Source organism: Streptomyces sp. NPDC091281 (assembly GCF_044757425.1).
Lineage (GTDB): Bacteria > Actinomycetota > Actinomycetes > Streptomycetales > Streptomycetaceae > Streptomyces.
On record NZ_JBIVUY010000005.1, the window covers coordinates 43,385 to 63,418 of the forward strand.

The 20,034-nt window shown below is 73.8% G+C and carries 16 protein-coding genes and 1 pseudogene; 6 read left to right on the top strand and 11 right to left on the bottom strand.

The genetic code is table 11. The features are described from left to right. Positions 1–317: 317 nt before the first annotated feature. From ACIQPQ_RS14865 to ACIQPQ_RS14875, 3 genes are read right to left on the bottom strand one after another with little or no spacing between them, the layout of a single operon-like run. Entirely contained in the window at positions 318–1,067 is a 750-nt protein-coding gene (locus tag ACIQPQ_RS14865; protein ID WP_401303681.1) for a succinate dehydrogenase/fumarate reductase iron-sulfur subunit, read from the bottom strand. Further along, positions 1,064–3,013 (bottom strand): fumarate reductase/succinate dehydrogenase flavoprotein subunit, encoded by a 1,950-nt coding sequence (locus ACIQPQ_RS14870; protein WP_401303682.1) that lies wholly within the window; start codon positions 3,011–3,013, stop codon positions 1,064–1,066. Before ACIQPQ_RS14870 ends, ACIQPQ_RS14865 begins: the two co-directional genes overlap by 4 nt. 2 nt (positions 3,014–3,015) lie before the next feature. Further along, complete coding sequence (locus tag ACIQPQ_RS14875) at positions 3,016–3,687, bottom strand: succinate dehydrogenase (RefSeq protein ID WP_401304508.1); 672 nt, start codon at positions 3,685–3,687, stop codon at positions 3,016–3,018. Between the two features lie 132 nt (positions 3,688–3,819). Here ACIQPQ_RS14875 and ACIQPQ_RS14880 point away from each other — a divergent pair, with 132 nt between their 5' ends. After that, on the top strand, positions 3,820–4,704 hold the full coding sequence (locus ACIQPQ_RS14880) for a LysR family transcriptional regulator (protein ID WP_383782111.1): 885 nt from the start codon (positions 3,820–3,822) through the stop codon (positions 4,702–4,704). Between the two features lie 31 nt (positions 4,705–4,735). On the opposite strand, the gene ACIQPQ_RS14885 is transcribed toward ACIQPQ_RS14880, so the two are convergent. The 4 genes from ACIQPQ_RS14885 to ACIQPQ_RS14900 form a co-directional block, all read right to left on the bottom strand. Beyond that, positions 4,736–5,161, bottom strand: a complete 426-nt coding sequence (locus ACIQPQ_RS14885; protein WP_401303685.1) for a DUF4440 domain-containing protein — start codon at positions 5,159–5,161, stop codon at positions 4,736–4,738. After that, positions 5,158–7,293, bottom strand: coding sequence for a putative bifunctional diguanylate cyclase/phosphodiesterase (locus tag ACIQPQ_RS14890; protein WP_401303686.1), 2,136 nt, complete (start codon positions 7,291–7,293; stop codon positions 5,158–5,160). The genes ACIQPQ_RS14885 and ACIQPQ_RS14890 overlap by 4 nt, the downstream gene beginning before the upstream one ends. Then, complete coding sequence (locus ACIQPQ_RS14895) at positions 7,290–8,102, bottom strand: SAM-dependent methyltransferase (RefSeq protein ID WP_401303688.1); 813 nt, start codon at positions 8,100–8,102, stop codon at positions 7,290–7,292. The genes ACIQPQ_RS14890 and ACIQPQ_RS14895 overlap by 4 nt, the downstream gene beginning before the upstream one ends. Before the next feature lie 309 nt (positions 8,103–8,411). Beyond that, the gene (locus ACIQPQ_RS14900; protein ID WP_401304511.1) at positions 8,412–9,398 is read right to left on the bottom strand and encodes an SCO0930 family lipoprotein; all 987 of its coding nucleotides are present in this window, start codon (positions 9,396–9,398) and stop codon (positions 8,412–8,414) included. 314 nt (positions 9,399–9,712) lie between these two features. Here ACIQPQ_RS14900 and ACIQPQ_RS14905 point away from each other — a divergent pair, with 314 nt between their 5' ends. The 3 genes from ACIQPQ_RS14905 (at position 9,713) to ACIQPQ_RS14915 (ending at position 11,833) form a co-directional block, all read left to right on the top strand. After that, a complete protein-coding gene (locus ACIQPQ_RS14905; RefSeq protein WP_401303690.1) occupies positions 9,713–10,312 on the top strand; it encodes a hypothetical protein in 600 nt (199 codons plus the stop codon). A 19-nt stretch (positions 10,313–10,331) separates the two neighbouring features. Continuing rightward, positions 10,332–11,096: a hypothetical protein gene (locus ACIQPQ_RS14910; protein ID WP_401303692.1), complete on the top strand. Its 765-nt coding sequence runs from the start codon at positions 10,332–10,334 to the stop codon at positions 11,094–11,096. Positions 11,097–11,305: 209 nt separating this feature from the next. Continuing rightward, on the top strand, positions 11,306–11,833 hold the full coding sequence (locus ACIQPQ_RS14915) for a hypothetical protein (protein WP_383782099.1): 528 nt from the start codon (positions 11,306–11,308) through the stop codon (positions 11,831–11,833). A gap of 164 nt (positions 11,834–11,997) precedes the next feature. Here ACIQPQ_RS14915 and ACIQPQ_RS14920 read toward each other — a convergent pair. Next, a pseudogene (locus tag ACIQPQ_RS14920) lies at positions 11,998–12,393 on the bottom strand (hypothetical protein); the annotation flags it as partial. A gap of 622 nt (positions 12,394–13,015) precedes the next feature. Between ACIQPQ_RS14920 and ACIQPQ_RS14925 the strand changes: the two are divergent. Continuing rightward, positions 13,016–13,687: a class F sortase gene (locus ACIQPQ_RS14925; RefSeq protein ID WP_383782718.1), complete on the top strand. Its 672-nt coding sequence runs from the start codon at positions 13,016–13,018 to the stop codon at positions 13,685–13,687. Between the two features lie 25 nt (positions 13,688–13,712). Here the strand turns inward: ACIQPQ_RS14925 and ACIQPQ_RS14930 are convergent, their stop codons facing one another. Together ACIQPQ_RS14930 and lysX are read right to left on the bottom strand one after the other, a co-directional pair. Beyond that, positions 13,713–14,546, bottom strand: coding sequence for a polysaccharide deacetylase family protein (locus ACIQPQ_RS14930; RefSeq protein ID WP_401303695.1), 834 nt, complete (start codon positions 14,544–14,546; stop codon positions 13,713–13,715). 141 nt (positions 14,547–14,687) lie between these two features. Continuing rightward, on the bottom strand, positions 14,688–17,957 hold the full coding sequence (lysX, locus tag ACIQPQ_RS14935; RefSeq protein WP_401303697.1) for a bifunctional lysylphosphatidylglycerol synthetase/lysine--tRNA ligase LysX: 3,270 nt from the start codon (positions 17,955–17,957) through the stop codon (positions 14,688–14,690). Between the two features lie 87 nt (positions 17,958–18,044). On the opposite strand from lysX, the gene ACIQPQ_RS14940 reads away from it, so the two are divergent. Beyond that, positions 18,045–18,506 carry a universal stress protein gene (locus ACIQPQ_RS14940; RefSeq protein ID WP_383780058.1) on the top strand — a complete coding sequence of 154 codons (462 nt, stop codon included), beginning with the start codon at positions 18,045–18,047 and terminating at the stop codon, positions 18,504–18,506. A gap of 102 nt (positions 18,507–18,608) precedes the next feature. Here ACIQPQ_RS14940 and ACIQPQ_RS14945 read toward each other — a convergent pair whose 3' ends face one another. Then, positions 18,609–19,775 (bottom strand): CapA family protein, encoded by a 1,167-nt coding sequence (locus ACIQPQ_RS14945; RefSeq protein WP_401303699.1) that lies wholly within the window; start codon positions 19,773–19,775, stop codon positions 18,609–18,611. Positions 19,776–20,034 lie beyond the last annotated feature (259 nt).

The following is a 20,034-nucleotide window of genomic DNA, read 5'->3' on the forward strand; positions in this document are numbered from 1 at the left end:
GTGACGGGTGCCAGGAGCGCGGGTGTGGGATTGCTGAATGCCAGGAGCGAACGGCTGTACGACCGGAGAACGCGGGCCGCTCCGCCGGGAAATCCCGGGAAGCCGGGGAGCGCCTGGGCCCGACGGCGGCGGGGTCCGGCGGGGCTCCGGAAGCACACCGACGGGCCGGGGCCGGGACACCCTCACAGGGGGGCGTGCCGGAACACACAGACGGGCCGGGGATGAGCACCACTCCCGGCCCGCCCGTCCGCACGGTCGGCGAACGTCTGTGTGTCCCGCGGTTCCCGGACCGCGGGACTTCTCCCTTGCCCGATCGGCTAGCGCCTGCCCGCCTTCCGTGTCGCGCGCAGCCACTCCTTGTTCATGCCGGTGATGGACATGAGGGGGATGCCCTTCGGGCAGGCGGTGGCGCACTCCCCGGCGAGGGTGCAGCCGCCGAAGCCCTCGGCGTCCATCTGGGCCACCATGTCCAGCACCCGGGTCTCCCGTTCGGGCGCGCCCTGCGGCAGGACGTTGAGGTGGTTGACCTTGGCGGAGGTGAACAGCATGGCCGCGCCGTTGGGGCAGGCGGCCACGCAGGCGCCGCAGCCGATGCACTCGGCGTGCTCGAAGGCGAAGTCGGCGTCGGGCTTCGGCACGGGCGTCGCGTGCGCCTCGGGGGCGGCGCCGGTGGGGGCGGTGACGTAGCCGCCGGCCTGCATGATCCGGTCGAAGGCCGACCGGTCGACGACGAGGTCCTTGACGACGGGGAACGCGGACGCCCGCCACGGCTCGATGTCGATGGTGTCGCCGTCCGCGAAGGACCGCATGTGCAGCTGGCAGGTGGTGGTGCGCTCGGGGCCGTGGGCGTCGCCGTTGATGACGAGCGAGCAGGCACCGCAGATGCCCTCGCGGCAGTCGTGGTCGAAGGCGACCGGGTCCTCGCCCTTGAGGATGAGTTCCTCGTTGAGGGTGTCCAGCATCTCCAGGAAGGACATGTCGGAGGAGATCCCGTCGACCTCGTACGTGGACATGGCGCCGTCGGCGTCGGCATTGCGTTGGCGCCAGACGCGCAGGGTGAGCTTCATGCGTAGCTCCGCTGGGTGGGGTGGACGTACTCGAAGACGAGGTCTTCGCGGTGCAGGACGGGCGGCGCGCCGGTCTCGGTGAACTCCCAGGCCGCCGCGTAGGAGAAGTCCTCGTCGCGGCGGGCCGCCTCGCCGTCCGGGGTCTGGGACTCCTCGCGGAAGTGGCCGCCGCAGGACTCGGCGCGGTGCAGCGCGTCGAGGCACATCAGCTCGGCCAGCTCCAGGTAGTCGACGATGCGGTTGGCCTTCTCCAGCGACTGGTTGAACTCCTCGCCGGTGCCGGGCACCTTGATGCGGCGCCAGAACTCCTCGCGGATCTGCGGGATGCGCTCCAGGGCCTTGCGGAGTCCGGCCTCGCCGCGGGCCATCCCGCAGTACTCCCACATGAGTTCGCCGACCTCGCGGTGGAAGGAGTCGGGCGTGCGGTCGCCGTCCACGGACAGCAGCAGGTTCAGCCGGTCCTGGGACTCGGCCACCACCTCCTGCACGACGGGGTGTTCGTCGGTGACGGGGTCCTGGTGGGGGTTGCGGGCGAGGTAGTCGTTGATGGTGGCGGGGAGCACGAAGTAGCCGTCGGCGAGGCCCTGCATCAGGGCGGACGCGCCGAGCCGGTTGGCGCCGTGGTCGGAGAAGTTGGCCTCGCCGATCGCGAACAGGCCGGGGACGGTGGTCTGGAGGTCGTAGTCGACCCACAGTCCGCCCATCGTGTAGTGCACGGCCGGGTAGATCCGCATCGGTGTCTCGTACGGATTCTCGTCGGTGATCCGCTGGTACATGTCGAAGAGGTTGCCGTACTTGGCCTCGACGGCCTTGCGGCCCATCCGCGCGACGGCGTCCGCGAAGTCGAGGTAGACGCCCTGCCCGCCGGGGCCGACGCCGCGGCCCTCGTCGCACACGTTCTTCGCGGCGCGGGAGGCGATGTCGCGGGGGACCAGGTTGCCGAAGGAGGGGTAGATGCGCTCCAGGTAGTAGTCGCGCTCGTCCTCGGGGATGCGGTCGGCGGGGCGGGTGTCGCCCTTGGCCTTCGGCACCCAGATCCGGCCGTCGTTGCGCAGCGACTCGCTCATCAGGGTCAGCTTGGACTGGTGGTCGCCGGTGCGCGGGATGCAGGTGGGGTGGATCTGGGTGAAGCAGGGGTTGGCGAAGAGGGCGCCGCGCCGGTGGGCGCGCCAGACGGCGGTGGCGTTGGAGTTCATGGCGTTCGTCGACAGGTAGAAGACGTTGCCGTAGCCGCCGCTGGCGAGGACGACGGCGTCCGCGAAGTAGGTGTCGATCTTCCCGGTGACGAGGTCGCGGGCGACGATGCCGCGGGCGCGGCCGTCGACGACCACGAGGTCGAGCATCTCGGTGCGGGCGTGCATCTCGATGTTCCCGGCGGCGATCTGCCGGGACAGGGCCTGGTAGGCGCCGAGGAGGAGCTGCTGGCCGGTCTGGCCGCGGGCGTAGAAGGTGCGGGAGACCTGGACGCCGCCGAAGGAGCGGGTGTCGAGCAGGCCGCCGTACTCGCGGGCGAAGGGGACGCCCTGGGCGACGCACTGGTCGATGATCTCGACGGAGATCTGCGCCAGGCGGTGCACGTTGGACTCGCGGGCGCGGAAGTCGCCGCCCTTGACGGTGTCGTAGAACAGGCGGTGGATCGAGTCGCCGTCGTTGCGGTAGTTCTTCGCGGCGTTGATGCCGCCCTGGGCGGCGATGGAGTGGGCGCGGCGCGGGGAGTCCTGGTAGCAGAACTGGACGACGTGGTAGCCCTGTTCGGCGAGGGTGGCGCCGGCCGAGCCGCCCGCGAGGCCGGTGCCGACCACGATGACGGTGTGCTTGCGCCGGTTGGCGGGGTTGACGAGCCTGGCCTCGAAGCGGCGGGTGTCCCAGCGCTCGTGGACCGGCCCGGCGGGGGCCTTGGTGTCGGTGACCGGGGTGCCGGTCGTGTAGTCGGCGTAGGAGGTCATGGTCAGCTCACCACTCCGGTCATGACGCCCACGGGTACGGCGATGAATCCGGCCGTGAGCAGCAGCGCGAGGACGTCGGCACAGGTCTTGAGGGCGCGGTCGCGGGTCCGGCTGCCGACGCCGAGGGTCTGGGCGGCGCTCCAGAAGCCGTGCCGGACGTGCAGGCCGAGGGCGAGCATCGCGGTGATGTAGATCGTGTTGCCGTACCAGGTGGAGAAGGTGTCCACGACGTTCTGGTAGGGCTTGCCCTCCTCGAAGCCGCCGGGGTGTGCCGTGCCGGTGGTCAGGTCGAGGATGTGCCAGACGATGAACAGGGCGAGGATGACGCCGCCCCAGCGCATGGTGCGGGTGGCGTAGCTGGTGCGGGCCTTCTTGTGGACGTATTTGCTCGGGCGGGCCCGCAGGTCGCGGCGGCTGAGCTGGTAGGCGGAGACGATGTGCGCGACGACGGCGACGACCAGGGCGACGCGGATCAGCCAGAGCGTCCACTCGTAGTGCATGAACGGTTCGCCGACGGTGCGCAGCCAGTGCGCGTAGTGGTTGAACTCGCCGGACCCGAAGAAGATCTTCAGGTTGCCGATCATGTGGACGACCAGGTAGAGCAGCATGATCAGGCCGCTGACGGCCATCACGGTCTTCTTGCCGACGGAGGAGTCCCACAGAGTGCGCGCCATGGACGGCCGTCGGTCCGTCCGCGTTGCCAGTGCCATGTCCAGGACGCTAGGGCCGAAGAGCCCCATCAGTCCAAGACATGGTCCGGCTCGTTCCGATAGCCGTCCCCTATCGTGGCTGCCTATGCTGGTCGGATGCAGCTCCAGCAGCTCCAGTACTTCGTGGCCGTCGCCGAGACCCGGCACTTCACCCGGGCCGCCGAGTCGGTGCACGTGGCGCAGCCCTCGCTGTCGCAGCAGATCAAGGCGCTGGAGCGGGAGCTGGGGGCCGGTCTGTTCCTGCGGGCGCGCGGCAACATCACCCTCACCGACGCGGGCGAGGCGCTGCTGCCGCTGGCCCGGCGCATCCTCGCGGACGCCGAGACGGCCCGGTACGAGGTGCAGGAGCTGGTGCAGCTGCGCAGCGGCCGGGTCAGGCTGGGGGCCACGCCGAGCCTCTGCACGGGCCTGCTGCCGGACGTGCTGCGCGCCTTCCACGACCGCTATCCCGGCATCCGGCTGATGGTCGAGGAGGGCGGCTCGCACGACCTGGTGCGCGAACTGGCGCGCGGCGCCCTGGACCTGGCGCTGGTGGTGCTGCCGCTGCCGACGCCGTCCCCGGCGCTGACCACGGTGGAGCTGCTGCGCGAGGACCTGGTGGTGGTGTCCGCGCCGGAGGCCACCCGGCCCGGCCACGGCCGCGGCTCGGTCCGTATCGCCGACCTGGCCGACGAACGGATGGTGATGTTCCGGCACGGCTACGACCTGCGGGAACTCACCGTCGCCGCGTGCCGGGCGGAGGGTTTCGAGCCGGACTTCGCGGTGGAGGGCGGCGAGATGGACGCGGTGCTGGGCTTCGTGCGGGCCGGTCTGGGGGTGGCCGTCGTGCCGCGCATGGTGGCCGCCCGCTCGGGCCACGGCCTGCGCGTCACCCCGCTCGCCCGGCCCGGCCTGCACCGGGCGATCGCGCTCGCCCACCGCAGCGACGTGGCGCCGCCGCGCGCCGCCCGCGAACTCCAGCGGATGCTGCTGGAACGCTGAGGCGCGCCGCGCCGGAAGGGGCCCGGTGGCGCTACGGCATCGGCGTGCCCTGGTGGTAGTACATCCGCCACTCCGTCCCGCCCTCACGCCTGCGCCACAGCGAGCTGTGCCGGGCCCGGCGGCCCTCGAAGTCGGTCTCGTACGTCAGGTGGACCAGGCCGGGGGCGAGCAGCACCCCGGTGATCTCGGAGGGCTCGTAGCGGGGGCCGTCCGCCGAGCCGCCCGGGTGGGAGGCCAGCTCGGCGACCATCTCGGCGTACGTGTAGCGCCTCCCGGAGGCGCCGACCTCCACGAACTCGGGGTCGAGGAGGCGGGCGGGCCCGGTGGCCGAGGCGCGGACGGCGGGGTCCAGGAGGGCCCGTTCGCCCGCGACGGCGGCGGCCACCGCCTCGGCCGCCCCGGCGTCCGCCTCGCCGGCCGTCCCGGAGTCCCCGGGGCCCGGCGCGCCCGTGCTCATCCGGTGGCGTCCACGAGGGCCAGCTCGTGCAGCCGGTCCGGCGGGCCGGGGCGGGCGTAGTACCAGCCCTGGGCCGTGTCGCAGCCGAGGATGCGCAGCTGCTCGGCCTGCGCGCCGGTCTCCACGCCCTCCACGGTGACCGCGAGGTCCAGACTGTGGGCGAGCGAGACGATCCCCTCGACGATCTTGAGGTCGACGGGGTCGGCGGGGAACTGCTGCATGCTCTGGGTGAAGGAGCGGTCCAGCTTGAGGACGCTCACCGGCAGGCGGCGCAGGTTGGCCAGGTTGGAGTAGCCGGTGCCGAAGTCGTCCAGGGCGATGTCGACGCCCATCTCCGCGAGGCGGCGCAGCGGCTTGAGCAGGTCGTCGTCGGCGCCGATGAGCGCGGACTCGGTGACCTCCAGGCAGAGCGCGTCGGGCGACACCCCGGCCCGTTCCAGGATGTCCACGGTGTCCTGCACCAGGCCGGGGTGGGTGAGCTGGCAGGGCGAGAGGTTGACGTTGATCCGCAGCGGGCCGCCGTCGCCGTTGCGCTCGCGCCACTCGCGGGCCTGCCGCACCGACTGCTCCAGCACCCAGCGCCCGAGCGGCACGATCAGCCCGGTGTGCTCGGCGAGCGGGATGAACCGGTCGGGGCCGAGGACGCCGTGCTGCGGGTGCAGCCAGCGCACCAGCGCCTCCGCGCCGCGCACGCTGCCGTCGCCGAGGTGGACCAGCGGCTGGTACTCGATGAAGAACTCGCCCCGGTCCAGGGCCGCCGGGAGGGCGGTGGTCAGGCCGTGCCGGGTGATCGCGCGGGCGTCGGCCTCGGGGTCGGCCAGCTCGTAGCGGTTGCCGCCCGCCGACTTGGCCCGGTACATCGTGATGTCGGCGCTGCGCAGCACCTCCGCCGGGCTGCGCTCGCCCGCCGGGCCCTCGACGATGCCGATGCTGCCGCGCACGGTCAGCTCCCGGCCCTCGATCCGGACCGGCGCCACCAGGACGTTCATGATGCGGGCGGCGAGTTCGTCGACCTCGCGGCGGGTGTCCGGGCCGGTGGTGAGGGCCACGAACTCGTCGCCGCCGAGCCGGGCGACCATCTCGCCGGGCGCGGTCGCGCAGGACTGGAGCCGGTCGGCGATCTCGACGAGCAGCCGGTCGCCGGCGGCGTGGCCGAGGCTGTCGTTGATGGTCTTGAAGCCGTCGAGGTCCAGGTAGCACAGGCCGAACCGCTGCCCCTCGCCCGCCGCGAGGACCTTCTCCAGGCGTTCGAAGAACAGGGTGCGGTTGGGCAGGCCGGTCAGCGCGTCGTGCGTCGCCTCGTACCGCAGCCGCAGGTTGAGCAGCCGCCGCTCGGTGGTGTCCTCCATCAGCGCGAGCTGGTACTCGGGGCGGCCGTCGGGGTCGCGCAGCAGGGAGACGGTGAGGTTGGTCCACAGGGCGGTGCCGTCGGGCCGGTAGAAGGCCTTCTCCACGTGGTAGTGCTCGCGTTCGCCGCGCACCAGCTCCTCGTAGAGCCGCCACACCTGGGGGGCGTCCTCGGGGTGGGTCCACTCGCTGACGTTGTGGCCGCGCAGCGACTGCTCGGCGCCGCCGAACATGCGGGTGAGCGCCCCGTTGACCTGGAGGATCTTCCCGTCGAGGTCGGCGATGGCGATCCCTATCGCCGCGCCCTCGAACACCGCGCGGAAGCGGGCCTCGCTGGCGTGCAGCGCCTGCGCGACGACGCCCTGCGCCTGGAGCGCGGCGCGCGCGATGGACTCCTGCTCGGCGAGGGTGCGTCGGCGCAGCCGCTCGGCGAACCCGGCGGCCAGGGCGTGCTGGAGGCGGGAGCAGCGGGTGCGCAGCTCCTCCTGGGGGCCGTCGCCGCCGCAGTAGAGCACCAGGTAGGCGTCGACGCAGTCGAGGCTGTGGCTGAGGGCGTCCGGGTCGGTGCAGTGCGCGTCGACGAGGGCGGCGCCGACGTCGCGGGCGGCGTGCGGGTCGAACGTCCGGGCGAGCAGCGCCTCGCTCAGCAGCCGGGCCAGCGGCAGGAGTTGGTCCTCGAACTCCGGGCGGGTCAGGGACGTCGAGGTCACCGGGAAGACCGCCCGGCTCCAGATCGTGGCGAACCGCCGCAGTCTGTCCTCCGGCCCGTCCGGCGCGGCGGTCACGATGTACGCCCCACGCCCGCGAACCCGGAGAAGGCGTACGGGTCCTCGTCCTCCGGAGCCGTCTCCGGCCGCCAGCGCGCCATCGGCACCAGTCCCGGTTCCACCATGTCGTACCCCTCGAAGAACCGCGCGATCTCCTCGCGCGAGCGCATGATCAGTGGGTTGCGGATGTCCTTGTAGACGTCCACCAGGCCGTCGGTCCGCTCCGCGGGCAGCGGAATGCCCTCGTACGAGGCGTGCGTGAGCACGAGCAGGCTGCCGGGGGCGAGCGCGGCGCCGAGTTCGGCGACCACGGCGCAGGGGTCGTCCGCGTCTTCCACGAAGTGCAGTATGGCAACGAGGAGCAGGGCCACGGGCCGGTCGAGGTCGAGCAGCCGCTGCACCTCCGGGGCGGCGAGTATCTCGCGCGGCTTGCGCAGGTCGGCGGCGACCACGTCGGCGTCGGCGTTGCCCGCGAGGACGGCGCGGCTGTGCGCGACGGCGACCGGGTCGTGGTCGACGTAGACGACGCGGGCGCCGGGGCGGGTCTCCTGGGCGATCTCGTGGACGTTGCCGAAGGTGGGGATGCCCGAGCCGATGTCGAGGAACTGCGTGATGCCCTCGGCCGCCGCGTACCGCACCGCGCGGCGCATGAACGCCCGGTTCGCCTGCATGATCTTGGGGAGTCCCGGCAGGAACTCCATCGCCTTGCGGGCCGCTTCCCGGTCGACCTCGAAGTTGTGCGAACCGCCCAGGTAGTAGTCGTAGATCCGCGAGACACTGGGCACCGAGATGTCGATGCTCCGTGGAGCCCAGGCAGGACGCTCCATCTGTTCTCTCCAAGGCGTAGGCGATCCGGTGTTCGAGCAGAGGCTACTGATCGCCCGCCAAAGGAGCGAGCAGAAACGGAAATTGACCGTCCGTTCCCGGTCACTGCCTGCGGCACGTGCCGGATCGGCCGCCCCGGCGGGGATCGACGAACCGTACCCGACGCGCTGCGGAGCGTCGCGGCTGCGGGCGCGCGGACCGTCCGGGGGACCACGCACAGGGGTCCGCCCCCTCCGTGCGGCGCGGAGGGGGCGGACCGGGGGCCGGACGTGCCGTCGCAGGTGCGGTGATCTGCCCTGGGGAGGCGATCGCTACTGCTTCGGCGCGCCGACCAGCTTGCCGTCGGGGGCGACGGCGTACCAGGTGCCGCCGACGCCCTGACCGTTGATGTCACCGGGGGCCTTGTCACCGGCGAAGGTGTAGATCGGCGAGCAGTTGACGGTCATCTGCTTGACGCCGTCGGGCCGGGTGAAGCTCATCAGGCCCTTCTTCTGGACGCCCTTGGTGTCGTTGGTGGCGACGGGGGCGACCGCGGGCCACTTCTCGATGCAGGCGCCGAGGCACTCGGTCACCGGCTTCGGCCACGCCTTGTCCTTGACGAAGCGGTAGACCGTCATGCCGTTGCGGTCGACGACGATCTCGCCGAGGTTGGGGTCGGTGCGCACGGAGAGGCCGGGAGCCGCCGCCGTGCCGCCGCCACCGCCACCGCCGCCGGTCGACTTGGCCTTCTTGCCGTCGGGGGCCAGCGCGAACCACTTGCCGCCCACGCCCTGGCCGCTGGTGTCGCCCGCCTTGGCGTCCTTGGCGTAGCGGTACACCGGCCAGCCGTCGACGGTGAGTTGCTTGCTGCCGTCGGTGCGGGTGACCTCGCCGAGCAGCGACTTGTCGATGCCGTCACCGGCGGTGGCGTCGTCGGCGGGCACCGGCGGCCAGGTGGTGGCGCAGTCGCCGTCACAGCTGGACTTGGGGGGTTCCGCGGTGTCCGCGTCGAAGCGGTAGAGCGTGTTGCCCTCGCCGTCGATGAGGATCTTGCCGAGGTCGTCGCTGACGGAGACGGCGAGTTCACCGGCGCCCGTGCCGGTCTGGGTGCCGGTCCCCGCGCCGACGCCGCCGCCGACCGGCGGGGCCTCCGTTCCGGCGCCGACACCGCCGGTGGCGCCCGCGGTACCGGCCGGGGCCGTGATGCCCACGTTCTGGCTGGCCGCCGAGCCGCCGCTCTCCGTCCCGCACGCCGTCGTGAGGGCCAGCACGGACACGGCGCCCGCCGCCAGTGAGGCGCTCCGCCAGGACGTCTTCATCGTCAACTCCCCGATCATCACAAGGGTGTCGCAGCGCCCTGCTGCGCCGCCGCACGGTCCTGAGTACGCACAAAGGCGGTCGTTGTGTTCAACGCGGCGCGGAGAACTTTTTCCGGACCGGCCGGGAGATCCCCTCCTCGCACACCCGTGCGGCGGACCGCGCGCCCGCGTGCTCGGTGCCCAAACCCCGGGCGGCGGACTTCCCCCGATCGGGGCAATCGTCCCGCTCGCGGGCGTGCGCCCGCGCGCAAAGCCCCATGATCGGGCTCGTGCATGGTTCCCGACCGACCCGATCCGCCCTGGTGACACGGGCGTTGGCACTGACCGCCGTGGCATGGCTGCTGGCCGCCGCCCCGGCCGGGACCGCGGTGGCCGACGCCTGCGCGTACGCGTCGACGGGCCCGGACGGGACCGAGGCGGTGGCGGTCGCCGGACACCTGTCCTGGCCGATCCCGCCGGGCTGCCACAGCCCGAAGCCGACACCCCCGCCGAAGCCCACCCCGCCGCCCGAGCCCGAGCCCGAGCCCACGCCGCCGCCGCCGACCCCGAGACCGACTCCGAAGCCCACCCCGCCCGCCGAGCCGACCCCGCCGCCGACACCCACGCCGAAGCCGCCCCCGAAGCCCCGGACCCCGGCCCCGCCGCCGAAGGCCCGCCCCGCTCCCCCGCCCGCCCCGCGTCCCGCGGCCCCGCCGCCGCCCGCCCCGGCGCCGCCCCCGAAGCCCCGGCCCGCGCCGGAGCCGACCCCGGCCCCGACGCCCCCGCCGAGCCCGTCCGCGACGCCCGTGAGCTATCCGGAGTACCGGGCCCAGCCTCGCCGGGCGCCCACCCGGAACGGCCCCTCGCCGGTCACCTACGTCCTGCTGATCACCTTGCCCGCCGTGGTCGCCGTCGCGGCGCTGCGGCCCCGCTGACGCCTCCAGGAGGCATCTCTTGCCGGAATGGCTTGTTCTCACCCTCGCGATGGTCGCCGCCTGCTCGGTGGTGATCGCCGTCACCCTGGTCCGGCACCGCGCCGCGTCCGACGACGAGGACCCGACCGAGACCCCGGACGTCATCGAGTACATGACGATGTGGATCGGCGTCGTCTACGCCATCGTCCTGGGTCTGGCCATCGCGGGCGTGTGGGAGGCCCGCAGCGTCGCGCAGGACCACGTGCAGGCCGAGGCCCAGTCGCTGCACGAGATCTCGGAGCGGGTGCGGGTGTACCCGCCCGCCGTCCGTGACCGCATTCGGGACGACGTCAACGCCTATGTCGGACACGTCGTGACCACCGAGTGGAAGGCGATGGCGGACCGGGACGAGGTGACCGACCGCGGCGACGCGCTGCTGGAGCGGGTCCGGGTGGACCTCACCGACTACGAGCCCGCCTCCGACTTCGAGGCGCAGGCCTACCAGCCGCTGCTGGACCAGATGGCCGCCGCCGACCAGGCCCGCACCAACCGGGCGAACTCGACGGGGGCGACCATGCCGGGCGTGGTGTGGTTCGGGCTGCTGGCGGGGGCGGTGATCACCATCGGCATGGTGTTCGCCCTCCAGATCCGGCGCACGGCCCGGGAGCTGATCCTCGCCGGGCTGTTCTCCGCGCTCATCGCCTTCCTGCTCTTCCTCATCTGGGACTTCGACGCCCCCTACAGCCGGGGCGTCACCGCTTCGGCCGAACCCTTCCTGCATCTTTTCCCGGGCGTCGACCGCTGAGCCCGCGCCCGGCCCGGAGCGCACGCCGCCACGCCGTACGGGTCCCCCGGACGCCCCGCGAGGGTCCCCCGTGCGGCCCTCCGGGGGCTTCGGGCGGCGCGGTACGGATCGCGGGCGGACGGAGCTGTTCCTAGCGTCTCGGTCATCGAGGTGCCGGCGTCCCCCCTGCGGAAACGGTCCGCGGCCGCCCCTCGGGACCGGAGGAAACCATGCACGCGATACGTGTCGCGTCGGCCGCGGTGCTGGGTGTCGGCGCCCTGGCCCTGTCCACGGCCCTCTCCGCGCCGGCCTCCGCCGCCGAGGGCGACGTGACCCCGTTCGGCTACAGCGTGTCCCCGACCACGATCGCCGCGGGCGGTCAGGTCACCCTCCGGATCGACCGCGAGCGCGGCGGCTGCAAGGGCGCGGCCACCATCACCTCGGGCATCTTCGCGTCGGTGCGGATCGCCGCCGACCGCTCCACGGCGACCACCAGCATCGACTACGACGTCCGGGCGGGCACGGCCTACCGGGTCAACTTCAGCTGTGACGGGGTCAGCGGCTCGACGGACGTGACGGTCGCCGGGGACCGCCCCGCCACCACCGCCCCGGTCCCGCGAGGGGTGCACGCCGGTGAGGGCGGCAGCCTCGGCGGGTTCGACGCGAAGGAGATCGGCCTCGGTGCCGCGCTCATCGCCGGATCGCTGGGCACCGCGTACCACTTCACCCGGCGGCGCTCCGGCGAGGACGGCGCCTGACGGGCCCGCGGGTGCGTCCGGTGCGCGCGGTGTCCGGCGCGGACGACGCCTTCGCCCCGGCTCCTCCTGCGAGGAGCCGGGGCGAAGGCGGGTGCGGTGCGGGCCGCCGGGCCGGGGCCACGAGGGTTCCCGGCCCGGCGTCGGGCCGGGAGCCGGACGGGCTGTCAGGCGCGGCGCTCCGCGCGGCGGCGCATCCAGAAGACGCCGCCGCCGATCGCCGCCGCGGCCACGAGCCCGCCGCCGATGGCCACGTCGGTCGGGGTGGCGCCGCTGGTGGTGCTGCCGCCGAGACCGCCGCGGACACCGCCGATGACACGGAAGGCGGTGGCGTTGGTGAGGGTCCGGCCGTTGCAGTGGGCGGTGATGCTGTGCGTGCCGGGACGCGCGTCGCTGTTGACCGTGACGGTGGCCTCGGCGGTGTTGTGGGAGCCGAGCAGCGCCCGGAGGTTGGTGGTGCGGAAGGCGTCGGAGCTGACGGTGCCGCCGTTGCGGCAGCCGTCGACGGTGACGGTGAGCTGACCGCCGCGGGGGACGACGCCGGGCATCGCGACGATGTTGCTCAGGAAGTCGCCGCCGTTCCCTCCGTTGCCACCGCCGTTCCCGCCGTTGTTGCCGCCGTTGTTGCCTCCGTTCCCGCCGCCGTTGCCTCCGTTGTTGTTGCCGTTGCCCCCGTTGTTGTTGCCGGTGTTGTTGCCCCAGTCGGTGTTCCCGTTGCCGTTCCCGGACCAGGCGGTGTCGCTCTGGCTGCCGGGGTTGGGCGGCATGCCGTCGGCGACGGCGGCGGGGGCGGCGAGCCCGAGGACGGCGGCCGCGGTGGCCGCGGCCGCCAGGGCGCGTGAGTTTCGCATGTGATCCTCCGCGGAAGGCGCCCCGGGGCCCGTCCCCGGTCTGTCGGCGAGAGAGCACCTCCCGGCTCGACCCTCAGGGGCCCCTCCCGGCCCCGCATGTCGGGGCTGGTCCGTCCCGGTGAGCCGACACGCCGACAGCGGTCACCGCGCGGCGCCATCACCGCAGGTCACGGACCGTCAGAAATTTCCTGGGGATGCCGACTCGGATGGCGCACCGGACGCCGGAGGGGCCACCCGTTCGCCCCCTTCCCCGTCGCCGCATCGCGGCGGGGCGCTTAGCGTTCTCGTAGGCGCGAAAGGACGGGGCGACGGCCGCGTCGGAAGGGGATGGCGAATGTCTGGCTACGAGCTGTCCGGCACGGCGGAAGAGGAGGAGCGGCCGAGGAAGCGCGCCCCGTGGGGGGTGATAGCGCTGGTGCTGCTCACCGGACTCGCGCTCATCCGCAACGGTTCGGGCGAGTTCGACTCCGGCCCGCCCCAGCCCGCCTCGGCGGCGGCGGCCGACGGCCGCGTCACGCAGGACACCTTCGGCCGGACCCCGCAGGCACTGCCGTTCGCGGAGCCGGACCGGGTCCGTATCCCGGCGATCCAGGTGGACGCCCCGGTCACCCAGGTCGGCCTCGACGCGGACGGCTGGGTCGGTGCCCCGCCCCCGGAGGACCCGAACCTTGCGGGCTGGTTCACCGGCGCCGTCTCCCCCGGTGAGAAGGGCACGGCGGTCGTCGTCGGCCACGTCGACAACACACAGGGCCCCGCGGTCTTCTACGGCCTGGGCGCCCTGAAGAAGGGCAACCACGTCGAGGTGGCCCGCCGGGACGGGAAGACCGCGGTGTTCGAGATCTACGGCGTCGAGGTCTTCGAGAAGAACAACTTCCCCGGCGACCGCGTGTACGCCTCCAAGGGCGCGCCCGAACTGCGGGTCATCACCTGCGGCGGCGGGTTCTCCCAGGCGAACGGCTACGACGGCAACGTGGTCGCGTTCGCCCGCCTGACCGAGGTCCGCTGACCGGACCCCGGCCGGGCGGGGCGTCTCAGGCGTCCTGGCGGCGCGGGACGGTGAGGTGGTAGCCGGAGTCGAGGAGCCGCGGGAGGTAGCGGCGCAGGGCCTGGACGGACTGGGAGCGGTCGCCCCCGGCGTCGTGGGAGAGGACCACGACACCGGGGGCGGCGCCGTTCTCGACCCGGTCGACGATGGTCTTCGTGCCGGGGGTGGTCCAGTCGAGGGTGTCGACGGTCCAGGCCAGCGGCTCCATGCCGAGTTCGGCGCCGAGCTGGAAGGCGGTCCGGTTCCAGGCGCCGTAGGGGGCGCGGAACCAGCGGGGGCGTTCCCCGCAGCCGTCCTCGACGGCGTCACTGGTGCGGGTCATCTCGGAGCGGATCTGGCGGCGGCTCAGGTCGGTGAGGAGGGGGTGGGACCAGGTGTGGTTGCCGATGACGTGGCCCTCGTCGGCCATCCGGGCCAGGAGGCGGGGGTTGTAGGACGCCATCTCGCCGCAGACGAAGAACATCGCCCGTACGTCGTAGGCGGCGAGGGTGTCGAGAATGCCCGGCGTGTAGCGGGGGTCGGGTCCGTCGTCGAAGGTGAGGACCATGGTCCGGCCGCGGCCGGAGATCCGCAGCAGGGGCTCGTGGCGCACGGGGAGGCGCTCGGCGGTGCGCGGGGGGCCGTAGCCGGTGAGCGGCTGGAGGCGGTAGGCGGAGGGCTTCTCGGCGGCGCGGGCGGGGGCTCCGGCGGCGGGGGCGGCCGGGCGGGCCGGGGCATCGCCGGTGCCGCGGGCGAGCAGACCGGCCGTGACCGCCGCGCCGGCGGTGGCGACGCCGGCGGCGAGCGCCCCGCGCCGCGTGAACAACTGATCCTTCTGCATGTGTCATCAGTCGCCCGGCACCGGCCCGACGCACCACGGCGACACCGGGGCGGCGGCACGATTCCACCCGCACGGCGCAGCCGGGAGGGTCCCCGGCGCGCCCGGTCGGGCCGGGGTGGGCGCGTCACCCGGTGTCCCGTCTCAGCGGCGGCGGACCAGCGGGAAGGGAAGGGTCTCGCGGATCGTCAGGCCGGTGAGGAACATGACGAGGCGGTCGACGCCGATGCCGAGTCCGCCGGTGGGCGGCATGCCGTACTCCAGGGCGTCGAGGAAGTCCTCGTCGAGTTCCATCGCCTCCGGGTCGCCGCCCGCCGCGAGCAGGGACTGTTCGGTGAGGCGGCGGCGCTGCTCGACGGGGTCGGTCAGTTCCGAGTAGGCGGTGCCGAGTTCGGTGCCGAAGGCGACGAGGTCCCAGCGTTCGGCGAGCCGGGGGTCGGCGCGGTGCCGGCGGGTCAGCGGGGAGACCTCGGTGGGGAAGTCCTTGTAGAAGGTGGGGAGTCGAGTGCGTTCCTCGACAAGCCGCTCGTACATCTCCAGGACGACGTCGCCGCGCCCGTCGTCGGGGGTGTAGGGGACGCCCGCGCGGTCGCAGTGGCGGTGCAGGACGGCGAGGTGGGTGTCGGCGTCGACCTCCTCGCCGAGCGCCGCCGAGATCGCGCCGTAGACCGTGCGGACCGGCCACGGCCCGGAGATGTCGTGTTCCTGGCCGTCGCGGACGATGCGGGGGCTGCCGTGGGCGGCGGTGGCGGCGGACTGGATCAGTTCGCGGGTGAGGTCGAGCATCACGTCATAGTCGGCGTAGGCCTGGTAGGCCTCCAGGACGGTGAACTCGGGGTTGTGCTTGAAGGAGACGCCCTCGTTGCGGAAGGTGCGGCCCAGTTCGAAGACCTTCTCCAGGCCGCCGACGCAGAGCCGCTTGAGGTACAGCTCGGGGGCGATGCGGAGGTAGAGGTCGAGGTCGTAGGCGTTGATGTGGGTGACGAAGGGGCGGGCGTTGGCGCCGCCGTGGATCTGCTGGAGCACCGGGGTCTCGACCTCCAGGTAGCCGCGGTCCAGGAGGTGGTCGCGGACGGCGCGGATCGCGGTGGAGCGGGCCCGGACGACGTCGCGGGCGGCGGGGCTCGCGATCAGGTCGAGGTGGCGCAGCCGCACCTTGGTCTCGGGGTCGGTGAGGCCGCGGCGTTTGTCGGGCAGCGGGCGCAGGCACTTGGCGGTGAGCTGCCAGGAGGTGACGAAGACGGTGGGTTCGCCCCGGTCGCTCGGGGCGGCGTCGCCGGTGGCGCAGATCTGGTCGCCGAGGTCGGTGTCGGCGCGGAACCGGCCGAGGCCGCCGCGGTCGCGGGTGAGGGCGAGCTGGTGGTCGCCGGACCAGTCGCGCAGGGTGACGAAGATGATCCCGCCGAAGTCGCGGACGCGCAGGACGCGTCCCGCGACGGTGACGTGGTCGCCGGGGCGGACGTCGGCGAGGGCGTGGGTGGGGGCGGGGACGCCGACCGGGTAGGGGTCGGTGCCGTCGGCGCGCAGCCGGTCGAGGGTGCGGTGGCGGACGCGGACCTGCTCGGGCGGCCCGCCGACGGTGCGTTGCGGCCCGGTCGGCGCGTCGGGCGCGGGCGCCGCGAGGACCGGCGGGGCCGCTCCGGCGGCGGCCCGTTCCCCGCCCTTCGGCCGCCGCTTGCCCCACAGCGTGCGCAGGGACGGTACGGAGACGAAGCCCTCCGCGATGCCGGAGGCGAGGCCGACGCGGGCGAGGGACCCGGCGTCGGCGTAGCACAGGAAGCGGGGGTACCACTCGGGGCGGTACTTGGCGTTGGAGCGGTAGAGGGCCTCCAGCTGCCACCACTTGGAGAAGAACAGCAGCAGGCGGCGCCAGAGCCGCAGCACGGGTCCGGCGCCGATGCGGGCGCCCTCCTCGAACGCGGAGCGGAACACGGCGAAGTTCAGGGAGATCCGGCGCACGCCCAGCTTGCCCGCGGCGGCGCACAGCTCGGCGACCATGAACTCCATGACGCCGTTGGGGGCGCCCCGGTCACGGCGCATCAGGTCGAGGGAGACGCCGTCGGTGCCCCAGGGGACGAAGGAGAGCACGGCGAGCAGGCGCCCGTCGCCGTCGAGGGCCTCGACGAGGAGGCAGTCGCCGTCGGCGGGATCGCCGAGGCGGTCCAGGGCCATGGAGAAGCCGCGTTCGGTCTCGGTGTCGCGCCAGGCGTCGGCGCGGTCGATCAGCTCCTCCATCTCGGCGTCGGTGAGCGTGGCGTGGCGGCGGACCCGGCAGGTGGCGCCGGAGCGGCGGACGCGGTGGACGGCCTGCCGGGTGACGCGCATCTCGCGGCCGGACAGGTCGAAGGAGGCCACGTGCAGGATCGCCTCGTCGCCGAGCTGGAGGGCGCCGAGCCCGGCGCGGGCGTAGGCGCGGGCGCCGTCCTCGGAGGCGCCCATCACGGCGGGCGCCCACGCGTGCCGGCGGGCCACGTCGAGCCAGGCGGCGATGGCGTGCGGCCATGCCTCGCGGTCGCCGACGGGGTCGCCGCTGGCCAGGCAGACACCGGCCTCGACGCGGTAGGTGACGGCGGCCTTGCCGCTGGGCGAGAAGACGACGGCCTTGTCGCGGCGGGTGGCGAAGTAGCCCAGGGAGTCCTGGGCGCCGTAGGAGGTCAGCAGGGCGCGGATGCGGGGTTCCTCGTCGCCGTGCAGGGCCGCTTCCATGCGCTGGGAGCGGAAGAGGGTCGCGGCGGCGTTCAGCAGGGCGAGCGCGCCGAAGAGGCCGAGCAGGAAGTACAGGGGGTGGGGCGGGCGGCCGTCGAAGGAGCCGGTGGAGACCAGGCCGCCGAGGACCCGGTTGGCGGCCCAGCCGAGGCGCTGTCCGGCGGGCAGGGTGCCGGGGAAGAGGGCGACGAGGCCCCAGCCGACGAGGACCGCGAGGACCAGCCCGGCGGCGAGGACGGCGAGGGCGCGCCGTACGGCGGCGCGGCGGGACGCGGCGTAGAACTCGCCGCGGGCGAGGATCAGCGCGCCCAGCGCGAGCGCGCACACGACGAGGGAGGGGATCGAGTCGACGTACAGTCCGGCGACGACGCCGAGGACGTCGGCGAGGACGCACAGGCCGAGGTAGACGACCACCAGCCACCAGGCGACCTTCTTGCGGGCGGCGGTGGCGGCGGCGAGGAGGAACAGGAAGACGGCGTACGCGAGGTTGGCGCTGACCGGGACGATCAGCAGGTCGAGCCAGCGCACGACCGGGCGCAGCAGGGAGCGCAGCGGCGGGATGATCGCGAGCAGCACACAGAGCGTGCCGAGGGCGCCGAGGAATCCGGCGAAGATCTCGGGCACCCGGGCGAGGAGTCCGGAGCCGGGCGGCGGCCGGGTGGGGCCGGTGCTCTCCCTGGCCGGGGCGGTGTCCGCGCGGGCGCTCATGTTCCGACTGTAGGAAGAGCCCGGCGGTCGCGCCCGTCGAGCGGCCCGCCCGGCGGGCGCGGCGGGGTGTTCGATAGCCTCGGCGCCGTGACGGAACAGCACGCGACCCCGTTCGAACGGGGTACGGACGGCCCGAAGGTGATCCTCGTCGGGGTGGACGGCTCCGACTCCTCGATGCGGGCCGCGGCCTACGCGGCGGGGCTGGCCCGGCGCCAGCACGCCCTGCTGGCCGTCGTGTACGTGCAGCCGCCGATCTCGGGCGGCGCCGTGCTGGGCGCGCCGATCGCGGAGACCACCGGGGAGATCGCCGACGACCTCCAGGCGCAGATCCGCGAGTCGGCGGAGCAGTTGCGCGGCACGTTCGACGTGCGCTGGGAGTTCCACACCTTCCGCGGCGACCCCTACGGCGGGCTGGCGCAGGCCGCCGACCGGCTCAAGGCCGACGCGGTGGTGGTGGGCGCCTCCGAGCAGGCGGGGCACCGGATCGTCGGCTCGGTGGCGGTACGGCTGGTCAAGGCGGGGAAGTGGCCGGTGACGGTGGTGCCGTAGCCGTCGGCGGCTGACGGTCTTGCCGTAGCCGCCGACGGCACCCGCGGGCCGGGTGGCGGGTGCCGGAACACGGGTGCCAGTGTGGCGGGTGCCGGGGCGGTGCTACTCCCCCATCACCAGCCCGTCCTTCGCCGCTCCCCGGCTGAGGACGACGTCGCGGATGCGGTCGCGGACGCCCTGGACCCCGGCGCCCTGGGCGAGGGCCTTGTTCAGGTCCACGACGCGTCCGGCGTCCACGTCGAAGAGCTGCGGAAGGAACTCGGCCCGGCGGACCTGCCAGCGACCGCCCTCCTCGGCGGGCGGGGCGAAGGTGAAGCGGGCGACGGTGGACTGGTTGCCGCGCGGGTCGAGCGCACCGGCGGTGTTCGTCGTCTGCCCGGCGACCTGGTCGCCCAGCCCGTAGACGACCCAGGTCCCGTTCACCTTCTCGTACGCCTGCGGCACATGGGCGTGGGTGCCGAGGACGAGGTCGATGTCCGGGCGGCCGTCGGTGCGGGAGGCGGTGAGCGTGCGGGCGAGGCCGAGCTGGCGGTCGTCGGGGGCGTCCTGCCAGGCGGTGCCCCAGTGCAGGGACACGACGACCACGTCGGCCCCCCGCTGCCGGGCCAGCCGGGCGTCGCCGAGGACGCGGTTCTCGTCGATGAGACCGACCGCCCAGGGCTGCCCCTCGGGCAGCGGCAGCCCGCCCGTGTCGTAGGTGTAGGCGAGGTGGGCGACCTTGGCGGGGCCCGCGCGCAGCAGGGTGACGGTGGCGGCCTCGGCGGCGGTGTGGGCGGTGCCCGCGTGCCGGACGCCCGCGCCGTCGAGGGCGTCCAGGGTGCGGCGCACGCCGTCGGGCCCGGCGTCGAGGCTGTGGTCGGAGGCGGTGGAGCAGCCGTCGTAGCCGGTCGCGGCGAGGGCGTCGGCGAGCGGGGGCGGCGCCGTGAGGGCGGGGGTGCCGGTGGACGCGGGGGTGCCGGTGGGGGTGGTCTCGGTGCCGACGACGGCGTCCAGGTGGCAGAGGGCGAGGTCGGCGCCGGAGACGACGGGCCGGACGCCGTCGAGCATCGGACGGAAGTCGTGGCCCGTGCCGCCCGCGTCGAACTGGGCCCGGTCGAGGACGGAGGTGTGCGGCAGGACGTCGCCGGAGGCGACGAGGGTGAAGCCGCGGGCCGCCGCCGGGGCCGCGTGGCCCGGCGGGCTCTCGGGTCTCCGGTCGGCCTGGCACGCGGCGGCGGCGCCGAGGACGACCGTCAGGGCCAGCGCCACCTGGTGTCTGCGAGCGAGCACCGGATCACCCCGTCTCATCTGATTTGTCATATTTGCGCACATCCCACTCCTAGCGGATGGCGCGGCGCGCACGGACCCGGCGCTCCCGCCGACGGCCCCGGATGCCCGCGATCGGCGTAGCCGGACCCGCCGGCACCGCTCCGGCGGCACCCGCCCCGCCCCGACCGCTCGGGGCGACGGGCCGCCCCGTTCCCCGCCGGTCCCGACCGCTCGCGGCGACGGCCGCCTCGCCGCCCCGACCGTTCGTCGTACCGTTCAC